At 67.3% G+C, this 13,744-nt stretch carries 12 protein-coding genes; 8 read left to right on the top strand and 4 right to left on the bottom strand.

Annotated elements, in window-relative coordinates; genetic code table 11:
* Window positions 1–6: 6 nt before the first annotated feature.
* The 3 genes from WKW82_RS03205 to WKW82_RS03195 form a co-directional block, all read right to left on the bottom strand.
* A complete protein-coding gene (locus WKW82_RS03205; RefSeq protein WP_340340792.1) occupies window positions 7–612 on the bottom strand; it encodes a cysteine dioxygenase family protein in 606 nt (201 codons plus the stop codon).
* A 143-nt stretch (window positions 613–755) separates the two neighbouring features.
* Entirely contained in the window at window positions 756–1,733 is a 978-nt protein-coding gene (locus WKW82_RS03200; protein WP_340340791.1) for an ABC transporter substrate-binding protein, read from the bottom strand.
* Window positions 1,730–2,950 (bottom strand): acyl-CoA dehydrogenase family protein, encoded by a 1,221-nt coding sequence (locus WKW82_RS03195; RefSeq protein WP_340340790.1) that lies wholly within the window; start codon window positions 2,948–2,950, stop codon window positions 1,730–1,732. The genes WKW82_RS03200 and WKW82_RS03195 overlap by 4 nt, the downstream gene beginning before the upstream one ends.
* Window positions 2,951–3,078: 128 nt before the next feature.
* On the opposite strand from WKW82_RS03195, the gene WKW82_RS03190 reads away from it, so the two are divergent.
* From WKW82_RS03190 to WKW82_RS03155, 8 genes are all read left to right on the top strand, one after another.
* Window positions 3,079–4,083 (top strand): ABC transporter substrate-binding protein, encoded by a 1,005-nt coding sequence (locus WKW82_RS03190; RefSeq protein WP_340340789.1) that lies wholly within the window; start codon window positions 3,079–3,081, stop codon window positions 4,081–4,083.
* A 30-nt stretch (window positions 4,084–4,113) separates the two neighbouring features.
* The gene (locus WKW82_RS03185) at window positions 4,114–5,229 is read left to right on the top strand and encodes an LLM class flavin-dependent oxidoreductase (RefSeq protein ID WP_340340788.1); all 1,116 of its coding nucleotides are present in this window, start codon (window positions 4,114–4,116) and stop codon (window positions 5,227–5,229) included.
* Between the two features lie 150 nt (window positions 5,230–5,379).
* Window positions 5,380–6,204 carry a class II aldolase/adducin family protein gene (locus WKW82_RS03180; protein WP_340340787.1) on the top strand — a complete coding sequence of 275 codons (825 nt, stop codon included), beginning with the start codon at window positions 5,380–5,382 and terminating at the stop codon, window positions 6,202–6,204.
* 16 nt (window positions 6,205–6,220) lie between these two features.
* Window positions 6,221–7,222, top strand: coding sequence for an ABC transporter substrate-binding protein (locus tag WKW82_RS03175; RefSeq protein ID WP_340340786.1), 1,002 nt, complete (start codon window positions 6,221–6,223; stop codon window positions 7,220–7,222).
* Window positions 7,219–8,316, top strand: coding sequence for an ABC transporter permease (locus tag WKW82_RS03170; RefSeq protein WP_340340785.1), 1,098 nt, complete (start codon window positions 7,219–7,221; stop codon window positions 8,314–8,316). The genes WKW82_RS03175 and WKW82_RS03170 overlap by 4 nt, the downstream gene beginning before the upstream one ends.
* The gene (locus WKW82_RS03165) at window positions 8,310–9,107 is read left to right on the top strand and encodes an ABC transporter ATP-binding protein (protein WP_340340784.1); all 798 of its coding nucleotides are present in this window, start codon (window positions 8,310–8,312) and stop codon (window positions 9,105–9,107) included. The genes WKW82_RS03170 and WKW82_RS03165 overlap by 7 nt, the downstream gene beginning before the upstream one ends.
* A 61-nt stretch (window positions 9,108–9,168) precedes the next feature.
* Window positions 9,169–10,326: a c-type cytochrome gene (locus tag WKW82_RS03160; protein ID WP_340340783.1), complete on the top strand. Its 1,158-nt coding sequence runs from the start codon at window positions 9,169–9,171 to the stop codon at window positions 10,324–10,326.
* Window positions 10,327–10,352: 26 nt separating this feature from the next.
* Window positions 10,353–11,309 carry an ABC transporter substrate-binding protein gene (locus tag WKW82_RS03155; protein WP_340340782.1) on the top strand — a complete coding sequence of 319 codons (957 nt, stop codon included), beginning with the start codon at window positions 10,353–10,355 and terminating at the stop codon, window positions 11,307–11,309.
* 27 nt (window positions 11,310–11,336) lie between these two features.
* Here the strand turns inward: WKW82_RS03155 and katG are convergent, their stop codons facing one another.
* The gene (katG, locus tag WKW82_RS03150) at window positions 11,337–13,592 is read right to left on the bottom strand and encodes a catalase/peroxidase HPI (RefSeq protein ID WP_340340781.1); all 2,256 of its coding nucleotides are present in this window, start codon (window positions 13,590–13,592) and stop codon (window positions 11,337–11,339) included.
* Window positions 13,593–13,744 lie beyond the last annotated feature (152 nt).

The raw sequence follows: 13,744 nt of genomic DNA, 5'->3' as shown, positions 1-13,744 counted from the left end.
GGTCGGTCAGACGTGGCTAGGGAGTTCGGCGGAACGGTCCCAGAGGTTGGGCAACACGGTGTTGGAATAGCCGGAGACGAAAGGCTTGCGGCCACCCTCTTCGGGATAGGTATGGCGCCGTACCGCGCCGATGTTGGCGCCGTAGACGTGGATGCTGATCGACACGCGATCGTCGAAGGCGTTGCGCACGCGGTGCACGTCGCCGATGGCGGGCGACACGGCCTCGACCTCGCCCTCGTCGAGGCGCACCTCCTCCGCCTGCGGATACAGCAGGCCGGCATGCGCCGTGTAGCCCCGGCTGAACTCCGCGCCGCGCAGCATGCCGATCAGGCCCCAGACGGTGTGGTCGTGCACCGGCGTGGCCTGGCCGGGGCCCCAGACGAAGCTGACGACCGAGAACCGCTCGGTGGAGTCGGCATGCAGCAAATATTGCTGATAGCGCAGCGGGTCGGGCTGCGCGAAGGCGTCAGGGAGCCAGTCGTCGCGGGCGACCAGCCAGCGCAGCATGGCGCCGCCGTCGCGCAGCACACGGCCTTCGTCGGGGCGGTTGTCGAGCAGGCGGCCGAAGGCGGTGACGAACTCGCGCAGCGGGGTGATGGATGCGAAGGTCATCGGAGTACTCTGTTATTGCGCGCTGCGTTGCGCAGCTTCAGGCGGGCCGGTGCGGCGTCCTTGAGCCCCCACGCTCAGCAGTTTTCGTGTCCTCGCTTCCCCTGAGGGGATGCGAGCTTGCTGGGGCCGGCCCGGCGCGGCGCTCACGCAGGCCGCCGCCACAGTTCCGCATCCGTGATCGCCCGCACGTCCACGCGCACGGGCAGGATGCCATCGCGCGCCGATCGGTCGGCCACATTTTGCAGGGCAACGATGTCGGCCTCGCTTACCGGCCGGCCGGCCACGGTGGAGCGCGCGGTGATGATGCGGGACGACTCGATCGGCAGGCGCGTGAGTTGGGTGTAGGCCTGCGCATAGGCCTCGGGGTTGGCAATGGCCCAGTCGCCGGCGCGCGCGAGGCGGTCGAGGAACTGCACGATGGCCGTGCGCTTGGCCGGGTCGGCGAGCGCGGCTTCGCTGGCGGTGATGAAGCCGAGCGCCGTGTTGATCCCGCGGCCATCGCGCAGGATGCGTCCGCCCTGCTGCGTCGCGATCGTGTAGTACGGATCGAAGATGGCCCAGGCCTCGATCTGCTTCGAGGCGAAGGCGGCCGCCGCATCAGTCGGCAGCACGAATTTGATGGTCAGCTCCTCGCGCTTCACGCCCGCTTCTTCGAGCGCGCCGTAGAGCTGGTATTGCGAGATGCTGCCGCGCGCCGACGAGACGATGACGGTCTGGCCGCGCAGGTCGGCCACGGTGCGGATCTTCGAGTCGCCCTGCACCACGATGCCGAGCGACTCCGGCTTGCCCACGCGTGTGGCGACGATCTTCAGCGGGGTCTTGCCGACCGCAGCGGCCAGCACCGGCAGGTCGCCGGCCATGGCTGTGTCGACCGCGCCGCTGCGGTGCGCCTCGAACAGTGGCGCCGCGCCCTGGAAGTTGGCCCAGCGCCAGGCAAAGGGCACGCCTTCGAGCGTGCGCGAAGCTTCGAACAGGGCGCGCAGGCCGCCGGCCTGGTCGCCGAGGACGAGCGAGGTTTGCGCCTGTGCGAAGGCGGGCCGCGAGACGAGGCTTGCGGTGCCAATGGCTGCAGCAGCTTGAAGCAAGGTACGGCGGGAGAGCTTGGTGTGGTGTGCTGTCATGAGCTTGCTTTTTGCAAGGTGCGCTTTCCGGCGGCGACCAGCACCGCATCGTTCTGCGGCGTATGGATGCGGCCGCACAGCACGTCGCGCAGGTGGCGCTCCAGCGGGTTGTGCCGCGTGAGCCCGTGGTTGCCGCTGAGTTGCAGCGCGAGTTCGACCGCGCGGATCGCGTTGTTCGTCACCGTGTACTTGAGCAGCCCGCTGTCGATGGCCGAGGGCGCGCTGCCGCTGTCGACGGCAGTGGCGGTCTCGTCGAGCAGCACGCGGTTGACGTGCAACAGCGCGTCGATCTCGCCGACATGCTCCTGCATGCGCGGCAGGCTCGCAAGTGGCGCGCCGAGGCCGCTGGGCGCGCGTTGGTTGAGGAAGCCGACGAGCCAGTCGCGGGCGGCCCGCGCCACGGCGTCGTAGAGGCTGCCGAGCAGCACGACCATCCAGGCTTGCTGCGTCGCATGCGCGTCGATGTCGGTCTGGCTGCCGGCATCGGGTGCCCATTCGGCGGGCTTGCGCAGGTCGACCGCATGGGCGAGCGGGATCGCGACGTCCTCGAAGATGACTTCATGGCTGCCCGACGCACGAAGGCCCAGGTGGTCCCAACTTGCGACGACGCGTACGCCTTGGGAATGGCGCGGCACCAGGAAGGTGCCGACACGCGGCTCCGGCTCGTCGGTGCGGCCCCACACGGCAAGCCAGCCCAGCCCTTCGATGCCGGTGGTGTAGAGCTTGTGGCCGTCGATGCGCCAGGTATCGCCCTCGCGCCGCGCGACAGTTGCAGGCAGGCCACCACGTGCGGGTGAGCCGAGCAGCGGTTCCACGCGCAGCGCATTGATGAGTGCGCCGTGCGCCACCGCATCACGTGCCACGCGCTCGCGCAGCGCAATGGGCCAGCGGTTGTCGCTGCGGCCCAGCGCATGGTGCTGCAGGTAAGTCATCGTGAGGATCAACGCGGTGGCCGGTTCGCCCCGTGCGATGGCGGCGATCACACTGCGTGCGTCTTGCAGCGTCGCGCCGCCACCGCCGAATTCACGCGGTGCGACAAGGCCGACCAGGCCATGCGACTGCAGCAACTCGAAGTTGGCATGCGGAAACGCGCCACCGCGGTCGAGGTCCTCGGCGGTGCTGGCGAACTGCTGCGTGAGCTTTTCAAGCAGCGCTGCATCCGGCATGGCGGGCAAGCGGAGATCGGGCGCCGTGCGGCGCAGGGGTAAGGCACTCATGCAGCGACGGTAAGCGTGCATGGCGCGCAGGCGAACGACCGATCCCGCATATCCAAACTCGTTTTTCTGCGTTCGCTTCCGGCGTGGCGGCCGGTACGGTTCACCCTCCTCAACGTCCGGCAGAGCGCATGAACAGTTCCTCCTTCAATCGCCGCGAGTGGCTGCAGGCCGCAGCGGCCTTCGGTGCAGCGGGCCTCGGCGCGACCGCAGCGCAGGCCGCGCCATCGCAACGGCAAGACCTCAGCGGCGTGACCTTGCGCGTCGGTACCTACAAGGGCCTGTGGCGCCCGTTGCTCACCGCATCAGGCCAGGCCGACACGCCCTACAAGATCGACTGGCGCGAACTCAACAACGGCGTGCTGCACATCGAGGCCATCAACGGAGATGCGCTCGACCTCGGCTCCGGCAGCGAAATTCCGGCCGTGTTCGCGGCGCGGCAGAAGGCGCATGTGCGCTTCGTCGCGGTGACGCATGAAGACCTCAACAACCAGGCCACGCTGGCACGCAAGGATGCGCCGATCAAGTCCATTGCCGACTTCAAGGGCAAGCGCATCGGCTACGTGCGCGCCACCACCTCGCACTACTACCTGGCCAAGCAACTGGCCGAGGTGGGACTCTCCTTCAACGACATGACGCCGGTGAGCCTGACGCCGGCCGATGGCCTCTCGGCCTTCGCGCGCGGTGACCTGGATGCCTGGGCAATCTACGGCTACAACGGCCAGCTAGCGCGCACGCAGTACGGCGCACGCACCATCAAGACGGGCGTGGGCTATCTCTCCGGCAATTTCCCGATCTATGCCAACCCGCGCACGCTTGACGATGCGCCACGACGTGCCGCGATTGCGGACCTGCTGCAACGGCTGCAGCGTTCCTTCGCATGGATCAACAGCAACTACCTGGCCTATGCGCGCGCGCAGTCGGCCGAGACGCGCGTGCCGGTCGGCGACATCGTCGAGCTCTTCAACGGCCGCAGCGGCGACTACAGCCTGGCAGCAGTCGACGACAGCGTGATCCGCAGCCACCAGGACGTGGCCGACACCTTCCAGAAGCTCGGCGTGCTCGACGGCCCCGCCAACGTGCGGCCGCTGTGGGACCGCAGCTTCGAAACGATTCTTCGCGCGCACGGGGCCTGACCACCCTCTTCTTTCATCCAAGGAAATCACATGAGCCAACAACACAACGACGTCGAATTCATCGGCATGATCCAGGGCCAGAAGGTCTCGGAGATCCATGCCGCCAAGGGCCCCGCGATCGACCGCGACTACGTGCGCGCCTTCGCGCAAGCGCACGAGCAGGCCGGCTTCGACCGCGTGCTCGTGCCCCATCATTCGACCGGTCCGGATGCGACGCTCACCGTGGCCTTTGCCGCATCGGTGACCGAGCGCATCCATTTCATGCTGGCGCATCGGCCCGGCTTCGTGGCGCCGACATTGGCAGCGCGCCAGTTCGCATCGCTGGACCAGTTCAGCGGTGGCCGGCTGGGTGTGCACTACATCTCGGGCGGCTCCGATGACGAGCAGCGCCGCGACGGCGACTGGCTGAACCATGACCAGCGCTATGCCCGCACCGACGAATACCTCGACGTGCTGCGCAAGGTGTGGACCAGCGACAAGCCCTTCGACCACGAAGGTGCGCATTACCACTACGCCGGTGCCTTTTCCGAAGTGAAGCCGGTGCAGACGCTGAACGGCAAGCCGCATGTGCCGGTGTACTTCGGCGGTGCGTCGGAGGCGGCGATTCCGGTGGCCGGGAAGCATGCGGATGTGTATGCGCTGTGGGGCGAGTCGCTCGACCAGGCGCGCGAGCTGACCACGCGCGTGCGGGCCGAGGCAGCAAAGCATGGGCGGCAGGTGCGCTTCTCGGTGTCGTTCCGGCCGATCCTGGCGGAGACCGAAGAGCTGGCATGGGAACGTGCGGACCGCATCCTCCAAGAGACGAAGCGGTTGCGTGTGGTGCAGGGCTTCGGTCGCGGCGGGCCGCAGCAGAGCGAAGGTGCGAAGCGGCTGCTGGCGGCGGCGGAGAAGGGTCCGCGTGTCGACAAGCGACTGTGGACTGCGGTCGCGCAGGAGATCGGTGGCCGTTCGAACAGCACTGCGCTGGTCGGCACGCCGGAGCAGGTGGCCGATGCGCTGCTGGACTACTACGACCTGGGGGTGACGACCTTCCTGATCCGGGGGTTCGATCCGCTGGAGGATGCGATCGACTATGGGCGTGTGCTGATTCCGCGTACGCGTGAGTTGGTAGCGCAGCGCATCGCGTCACAACGCAAGGCCGCCTGATACGACTCTTTTCTTTCTTCCTCCCTCCCCCACTGGGGGAGGGTCGGGGTGGGGGCACGCGGCACATCTAACGCAGCCATCGCATCCACCGCCCCATGCCCCCATCCCAACCTTCCCCCAGCGGGGGAAGGAGCAAGACAAGGATCTCCCATGAGCGCCGTTCTCTCCATCAATCGCAGCGCATCGACCCGCCTGCAACTCAACCCGAACCCGCAGCAGAAATACTGGTTCGACCCGCCCGAGGAACGCACCAGCGTCGAGGCCGAACGCCGCCACCGGCAGGAGCGCCTCGCAGGCGCTTTCCGCCTGTTCGCGCGCTTCGGTTTCGCGCAAGGCCTCGCCGGCCACATCACCGCGCGCGACCCCGAGCTGACCGACCACTTCTGGGTCAACCCGCTCGGCATTCACTTCTCGCGCATCAAGGTGTCCGACCTGCTGCTCGTCAATTCCAAAGGCGAGACCGTGATCGGCGACAGGCCGCTCAACAAGGCCGCCTTCGCGATCCATGCCGCGATCCACGAGCACAACCCGAAGATCGTCGCCGCCGCGCACACGCATTCGACCTACGGCAAGGCTTGGTCGACGCTGGGCCGCAAGCTCGACACGATCACGCAGGACAGCTGCGCCTTCCACGGCGACGTGGCGCTGTTCGACGACTTCACCGGTATGGTGGTCGACGAGAGCGAGGGCCTGCGCATCGCGAAGGCCTTGGGCGACGGCAAAGGCGCGATCCTCAAGAACCACGGCATCCTGACCGCCGGTCCCACCGTCGAAGCCGCGGCCTGGTGGTACATCGCGCTCGACAACGCCTGCCACACGCAACTGTTGTCAGAGGCGGCCGGCACGCCGCGGCCGATCGCCGAAGCGGTTGCGCAGCACACGCACAGCCAGATCGGCGGGCCCGACGGCGCGCGCCATGCCTTCGAGAGCCTCTATGAAGGCCTGGTCGAAGCCGAGCCTGAACTCCTTCAATAGCAAAGCGGGCACCGCCATGAACACACCTCTTTCACGCCGCGGCGTGCTGGCGCGCGGCGCCGGCGCGGCGGCCGTCCTCGCATCGAGCGGCCTGCTCGCCTCGCGCGCATGGTCGCAGCCGCGCAAGCTCACCTTCGCATGGAACGCGACGGCCTTCTGCCTCTCGCCGGTGGTGGTCGCGCAGGAGCGCGGCATCTTCGAGAAGAACGGCTTGCAGGTCGAGTTGATCAACTACACGGGCTCCACCGACCAGTTGCTGGAGTCGCTGGCCACGGCCAAGGCCGATGCGGCCGTGGGCATGATCCATCGCTGGCTGAAGCCCCTGGAGTCGGGCTTCGACGTGAAGATCGTCGGCAGCTCGCATGGCGGCTGCGTGCGCATGGTCGGTGTGAAGGAGGCCGGCGTGACCGACCTCAAGAAGCTCAAGGGCAAGACCATCGGCGTGTCGGACATCGCCAGTCCTGGCAAGAACTTCTTCTCGATCCTGCTGAAGAAGAACGGCATCGATGCCGACACCGAAGTGACCTGGCGGCAGTACCCGGCCGACCTGCTCGACATCGCGGTCAACAAGGGCGAGATCCAGGCCATCGCCGATGGCGATCCGACGCTCTATCTCATCGAGAAGCGCAACAAGGGCCGCTACGTGGAGCTGGCCTCGAATCTCTCGGGCGAATACAAGGACAAGGTCTGCTGCATCGTCGGCGCGCGCGGCGAACTGGTGCGCAACGACAAGCCGACTGTGGCCGCACTGGTGCGCTCGATCGTGCAGGCGTCGGACTATGTGGCGGAGAACCCGAACGAGTCGGCGAAGCTGTTCGCGAAGTATTCGCCGAAGGTGCCGGTGGAGGACTTGCAGGCGCTGCTCGGGACCTTGACGCACGCGCACCATCCGACCGGCAAGAGCCTGCGCGATGAAGTGGAGTTCTATGCGCGGGACTTCAAGTCGGTGGGTGTGTTGAAGAGTTCGACCGATCCGGTGCGGTTGGCGAACCATGTGTCGGTGGACGTGCTCGCATGACGACGGCTGACAACGTTCTGGGGGTGCCGTTGCAGAGGGCGGCCTCGGCGGCACGGCCTGCCGCGGCACCGCCTCCGCGCGTCCAGCTGGCAACTATTGCGAGCACCGTGCCGGCGTCGCTGCATGAAGTGCCATTCACCGGCACCTGGCGCACCGGCGTGATCGCATCGGTGGCGTGGCTTGCGCTCGGCGCGCTGACGCTCGCATGGCCCAACAAGGAAGTCGGGTTCAGCGACTGGAATTTCACGCGTGAGTTCGGCATCTCGTCACTCGTCGTCGCGGCCTTGGTGCTTGTCATTGCGGTGCTCGGCGCACGCGCGGGTCGCGTCGGGCGAACGCTGCGGCCTGCGGGGCAATGGCTTGTCGTGGCACCGCTGCTGCTGGCGTTGTGGGAAATCGCGACCGCCAAGCTCGGCCTGCTGCCGCCACCCTTCTTCGCACCACCGCAAAGCCTGGTCGACGTGGCCGTGGAAGACTGGCAACGGCTCGGCCTTTCGACTGCGCATTCGTTGCGGCTTCTGGCACACGGCTTTGTGCTCGGCACGCTGGTCGGCTTCGGCACGGGCGTGTGGATCGGCTGGTCGCGCATCGCGGGCTACTGGGTGCATCCGTTGCTGCGCTTCCTCGGGCCGGTGCCTGCATCGGCGCTGTTGCCGCTGGCCTTCTTCTTCGCGCCCTCGAGCTATGCAGCGGCGGTGTTCCTCGTGGGGCTGGCCACCTTCTTCCCGGTCGCGGTGCTGACCTGGTCGGGCGTGGCCTCGGTCAACAAGAGCTACTACGACGTGGCGCGCACGCTGGGTGCGAGCGAATGGTTCCTGGTGCTGCGCGTGGCCATCCCGGCCGCGTTGCCGCAGGTGTTCGTCGGGCTGTTCATGGGGTTGGGCGCATCGTTCTCGGTGCTGGTCACGGCCGAGATGATGGGCGTGAAAGCCGGCCTCGGCTGGTACCTGCAATGGGCGCAGGGCTGGGCCGCCTACGCCAACATGTACGCCGCGCTGCTGGTGATGGCGGTCCTGTGCTCCAGCCTGATCACGCTGCTGTTCACCGTGCGCGACCGCGCGTTGTCGTGGCAAAAGGGGACGGTCAAGTGGTAGCCCTTGCATCACCGATCGAGACATCCCTCGAGACCGGCGCACGCATCGGCGTGCAGAACGTCAGCCACTGGTTCAAGCAGCAGACCGGCGGCGTGCTGCAGGTGCTGGACGACATCAGCATCGACGTGAAGCCCGGCGAGTTCGTCGCGCTGCTGGGGCCGAGCGGCTGCGGCAAGTCGACGCTGCTGCGCCTCGTCGCCGGCTTGGAGCCGGCCACCGCCGGCACCATCACGCAGGACGGCGCGCCGATCACCCGGCCCGACCCGTCCCGCATCGTCGTGTTCCAGGACCCGACGCTGTTCCCATGGCGCAGCGTGTGGGACAACGTGGCGCTCGGCCTGCAGGCGCGCGGGCTGCTGAAGTCGCAACGTTCGCGCGTCGACGATGCGCTCAGGCTGGTCGGCCTGACCGAGTTCGCGAAGAGCTTTCCGCACCAGTTGTCGGGCGGCATGGCGCAGCGCGTGGCCTTGGCCCGCGCGTTGGTGAACGATCCGCAGTTGCTAGTGCTCGACGAACCGCTCGGCAAGCTCGATTCGCTCACGCGCATCGCGATGCAGAGCGAACTGGTCAACCTGTGGCAACGCGCGGGCTTCTCCGCGCTGCTGGTGACGCACGACGTGGAAGAGGCGCTGTTCCTGGCCAATCGCGTGATCATCCTGAGCGACCGGCCTGCGCGCATCACGGCGGAACTGGTGGTCGACCTGCCCTATCCGCGGCATCGCGGACATCCGCGGCTCGCGGAGCTGCGGCATGAAGCGCTGCGGCACCTCGGGCTTGACGCGACCTGGTGACGAAGGCTCGCTGTGCAGCGCCGCTTCGTGCGGCGCTTGTGCAACGACTTCGAACTGAGCCATGAACATCCCGAACGCCGATTGGGTCAACCCGCTGATCCGGCTGCTGGAGGCCGTGCAGTTGGCTGTGCTGCGCCTGCTGTCTTGGGCCGGCATGACGGGCACGAGCGAAGGCCAGCCCGCATGGCCATGGGCCGTGCGGCTGACGGGCGAGAACCTGTTGATCGACCTGGGGCAGGCACGGCGGCTTGCATGGACGCTCGCGCTGCTGGCCATTGCATTCGTGCTGCTGCTGCTCGCGTTGTTCTGGCGTCGGCGTCGATGGTGGCTCGTCGCCACCGTGCCGCTGCTGATGTTGATCGCGCCCTGGCCTGACGCCAGCGTGCTGTTGGCGCCCGCGCAGCCGACCAGCTTTCACCGCTCGCCCACCGGCTTCAGCGCGGCGTCGATCGCGCAGGGCCGCGCGCTGTATGCGCAGGACTGCGTGGCATGCCACGGCGCGGAGGGTCGCGGTGGACCGCTTGCTTCAGCGCAAAGCGTATGGCCACCCAACCTCGCTGGCCCGCTGCTGTGGCGGCGCGCCGACGGCGAAGTGTTGTGGCGCATCCTGCACGGCACGCACGACCGGCGCGGCCAAGCGACGATGCCGGCCTTTGCCGACAGCCTTGAAGCGGACGACGCTTGGGCATTGATCGATTTCATGAAGGCCAACGCCGCGGGCCAGGGCCTGCGTGCAAGCGGTACCTGGGCGCAACCGATTGCACTCCCAGGCATGACGGTGCGCTGCGATGGCCATGCGCCAAGACCGCTTTCCACATGGCGCGGCCAGCGTGTGCGCGTGGTGTTGGCCGACGCATCGACTCCGCTGCCGTTGGAAGACCCGCGACTCGTGACCATCGTCGTCCGCACCGCCACGCGCCTGCATTCAACGCCGACGCCCGAGTGCGAAGTCGACAACGCCGATGCCCGCGACGCCTTCGCCTTGATCGCCGGCACCGACACCCTCCCCGGCCTGCAATTGCTCGCCGACCGCGACGGCTGGCTGCGCGCACGCGGTGCGCCGGGCCAAGCCACATGGTCCGAAGACGACCTGGTCTGCCGGACCGATCTCGCACCCCAAGCCGCGACACGACCACCCGCCAGCGATGGCCTCGGCGCCTTGATCGCACGCATCGACGCCGAGCCCGTCCGCTTCGTCAAGGGCGGCTTCGTTCACTGATCTTTTTCCACCAAGGACCTCTGCATATGACTTCATCCCCTCGCAACACCTCGCGCCGCCACTTCATCGCCGGCACCGCCGCCACGCTCATCGCCTTGCCGACGCTGCATGCGCAAACCCGTCCGGTGCTCAAGGCCGGCGACCAGAAGGGTGGCCTGCGCGCGCTGCTTGAGGCGGCCGGCGGCCTCGAAGGCTTGAGCTATGACATCCAGTGGTCCGAATTCCCCGCTGCCGCGCCGCTGGCCGAGGCACTCAACGCCCAGGCCGTCGACTCCGGCCCCATCGGCGATGCGCCCCTGATCTTTGCGCTGGCCGCAGGCACGCGCGTGAAGGCGATCGGCGCCAACCGCGCCGACTCCTACGGCACGGCAGTGCTGGTACGGCCCGACTCCACACTCAAGACCGCTGCAGACCTCAAGGGCAAGAGCATCGCCACCAACCGCGGCTCCATCGGCCACTACATCACGCTCAAGGCCATCACCTCGGCCGGCCTGAAGCCGGAGGAGGTGAACATCCGCTTCCTCGCACCGGCCGATGCCAAGCTGGCACTCACGCAAGGCTCTGTCGATGCGTGGGCGACGTGGGAGCCCTACACCGCACTCGCCGAAACCAGCCAGCATGCGCGCGTGCTGGTGAGCGGACGCGGCCTGTTGCCGGGCCTCAGCTACCTGGCCGCGACCGATGCGGCGATCGCGTCCAAGCGCCCGGTGCTGCAGGACTTCCTGCAGCGCGTCGTGAAAGCGCAGGTCTGGTCGTACCGCAACGTCGATGCCTACTCGAACACGCTGGCCCGCATCATCGGCATCCCGCCGGAGGCGGCCAAGCTGCAGTTCGAGCGGCGCCAGCAGAAGTGGATCGCGATCGACGCCAAGGTGATCGCGGACCAGCAAGCCACCGCCGACTTCTACGAGCAGGTCGGGCTCATCAAGCAGCACCTCGACGTGCGCGGCACTTTCGATACGGGCTTCGGGACCAGCGCATAAGCGCCGGCCCGAAGGGTGGGTAGATGACTAACCCTTGATATCGAACCTGTCGAGGTTCATCACCTTGGTCCAGGCCGCCACGAAGTCATCGACGAACTTCTCCTTGGCATCCGACCCGGCATAGACCTCCGCAACAGCCCGCAGCACCGAGTTCGAACCAAACACCAGGTCCGCACGCGTGGCAGTCCACCGCGCCGCGCCCGTCTTCCGGTCGCGCCCTTCGAACTCGTCGTTGCCGCCAGCCACCGCCTTCCACTCCGTCGCCATGTCGAGCAGGTTGACGAAGAAGTCGTTGGTCAGCGTGCCCGGCTTCTGCGTGAGGACCCCATGCTTGGAGCCGCCCACGTTCGCCCCGATCGCACGCAGCCCGCCAACCAGCACCGTCATCTCCGGCGCCGTCAGCGTCAGCAGTTGCGCCTTGTCGACCAGGAACACTTCCGCCGGCACGCCGTAGCGCACGCTCGTGTAGTTGCGGAAGCCATCGGCCACCGGTTCCAGCGGCGCGAAGGAATCGACGTCGGTCTGTTCCTGCGACGCATCGGTGCGACCCGCCGTGAACGGCACCTGCACCTCGCGACCCGCAGCCCGCGCCGCCTGTTCCACACCCGCATCACCGGCCAGGACGATCAGGTCGGCCAGCGAGATCTTCTTGCCGCCGGCTCCGTTGAATTCGCTGCGGATGCCTTCCAGCGTCTGCAGCACCTTCGCCAACTGCGCAGGCTCGTTCACGGCCCAGTCCTTCTGCGGTGCCAGCCGGATGCGCGCACCGTTCGCGCCGCCGCGCTTGTCGGAGCCACGGAAGGTGGAGGCCGAGGCCCATGCCGTCGACACCAGTTGCGCCGGCGTGAGGCCCGAGGCCAGCACCTTCTTCTTGAGGGCGTCCACGTCCTGCCCATTGATCAAGGGATGGTCCACCGCGGGCACCGGGTCCTGCCAGATCAGCTCTTCCTTCGGCACTTCCGGCCCGAGGTAGCGCGCACGCGGCCCCATGTCGCGGTGCGTGAGCTTGAACCAGGCACGCGCGAAGGCATCGGCGAACTGGTCCGGATTGGCCAGGAAGCGGCGCGAGATCTTCTCGTAGGCCGGGTCCATGCGCAGCGACAGGTCGGTGGTCAGCATGGTCGGGGCCTTGGTCTTCGACTTGTCGTGCGCATCGGGGATGGTCCCGGCGCCGGCTCCGCCCTTGGCCACCCATTGCTGCGCGCCGGCGGGGCTCTTCGACAGTTCCCATTCGAAGCCGAACAGGTTCTCGAAGAAATTGTTGCTCCACTTCGTCGGCGTGGTGGTCCAGGTGACTTCCAGGCCGCTGGTGATGGTGTCGCCGCCCTTGCCGCTGCCGAAGCTGTTGTGCCAGCCGAAGCCCTGCGACTCGATGCCGGCGGCCTCGGGTTCCATCGCCACATTCGATGCCGGCGCCGCGCCGTGCGTCTTGCCGAAGGTATGTCCGCCGGCGATGAGCGCCACGGTCTCCTCGTCGTCCATGGCCATGCGGCCGAAGGTGTCGCGGATGTCGTAGGCCGCGGCGATCGGATCGGGGTTGCCGTCCGGGCCTTCGGGGTTGACGTAGATCAGGCCCATCTGCACGGCGCCCAGCGGGTTCTCCAGGTCGCGCGAATGCTTCACCTGGCTGTCGTCGTCTTTCACGAGCACGCCATGGGCCTCGTCGACACCCGGTGAGCCCCGGGAATAGCGGACATCACCGCCGAGCCACTTCTGCTCCTGGCCCCAGTACACGTCCTGGTCCGGCTCCCACACGTCGGGCCGGCCGCCGCCGAAACCGAAGGTCTTGAAGCCCATGGTTTCCAGGCCGACGTTGCCCGCGAGGATCATCAGGTCGGCCCAGGAGATCTTCTTGCCGTACTTCTGCTTGACCGGCCAGAGCAGGCGCCGGGCCTTGTCGAGGCTCACGTTGTCGGGCCAGCTGTTGAGCGGCGCAAAGCGTTGCTGGCCGCGTCCACCGCCCCCACGTCCGTCGCCGATGCGATAGGTGCCGGCACTGTGCCAGGCCATGCGTACGAAGAGCGGTCCGTAGTGGCCGAAGTCCGCCGGCCACCAGTCCTGCGAGTCGGTCATCACGTCGGCGAGATCCTTCTTCAGCGCCGCGTAGTCCAGGCTCTCGAATTCCTTTGAATAGTCGAAATCCTCGCCCATCGGGTCCGACTTGGCGGAGTGCTGGTGCAGCAAGTCCACCCGCAACTGCCGAGGCCACCAGTCGCTGTTTGACGTGCCACCACCGGCTGCCTGGCTGAAGGGACACTTTGCCTCGGTCTTCTCATTGGCCATGGAATCAATCTCCTGTTGTGCATGAGGGGGGATTGATTCTGTGGCAGACGCCGCGCGAGGGGAATAGAGCAATTCAATGCCTTCCATAGCGTCCCGCCCAAGGGTTTGTCATCTCCCTGCCAAAGATACTTCCCTCATTTGGAATCAACGAA

Origin of the sequence: Variovorax rhizosphaerae, assembly GCF_037889975.1 — a bacterium.
Classification (GTDB): Bacteria; Pseudomonadota; Gammaproteobacteria; order Burkholderiales; family Burkholderiaceae_C; genus Variovorax; species Variovorax rhizosphaerae.
The sequence above is the reverse complement of the archived record's forward strand: the minus strand, read 5'-3'. Positions and strand labels throughout refer to the sequence as shown.

Coding starts and splice junctions, on each gene's coding strand:
- WKW82_RS03175 (WP_340340786.1), top strand. CDS start 6,221: ATGAACACACCTCTTTCACGCCGCGGCGTGCTGGCGCGCGGCGCCGGC.
- WKW82_RS03180 (WP_340340787.1), top strand. CDS start 5,380: ATGAGCGCCGTTCTCTCCATCAATCGCAGCGCATCGACCCGCCTGCAA.
- WKW82_RS03190 (WP_340340789.1), top strand. CDS start 3,079: ATGAACAGTTCCTCCTTCAATCGCCGCGAGTGGCTGCAGGCCGCAGCG.
- katG (WP_340340781.1), bottom strand. CDS start 13,592: ATGGCCAATGAGAAGACCGAGGCAAAGTGTCCCTTCAGCCAGGCAGCC.
- WKW82_RS03200 (WP_340340791.1), bottom strand. CDS start 1,733: ATGACAGCACACCACACCAAGCTCTCCCGCCGTACCTTGCTTCAAGCT.
- WKW82_RS03170 (WP_340340785.1), top strand. CDS start 7,219: ATGACGACGGCTGACAACGTTCTGGGGGTGCCGTTGCAGAGGGCGGCC.
- WKW82_RS03205 (WP_340340792.1), bottom strand. CDS start 612: ATGACCTTCGCATCCATCACCCCGCTGCGCGAGTTCGTCACCGCCTTC.
- WKW82_RS03160 (WP_340340783.1), top strand. CDS start 9,169: ATGAACATCCCGAACGCCGATTGGGTCAACCCGCTGATCCGGCTGCTG.
- WKW82_RS03195 (WP_340340790.1), bottom strand. CDS start 2,950: ATGAGTGCCTTACCCCTGCGCCGCACGGCGCCCGATCTCCGCTTGCCC.
- WKW82_RS03155 (WP_340340782.1), top strand. CDS start 10,353: ATGACTTCATCCCCTCGCAACACCTCGCGCCGCCACTTCATCGCCGGC.
- WKW82_RS03185 (WP_340340788.1), top strand. CDS start 4,114: ATGAGCCAACAACACAACGACGTCGAATTCATCGGCATGATCCAGGGC.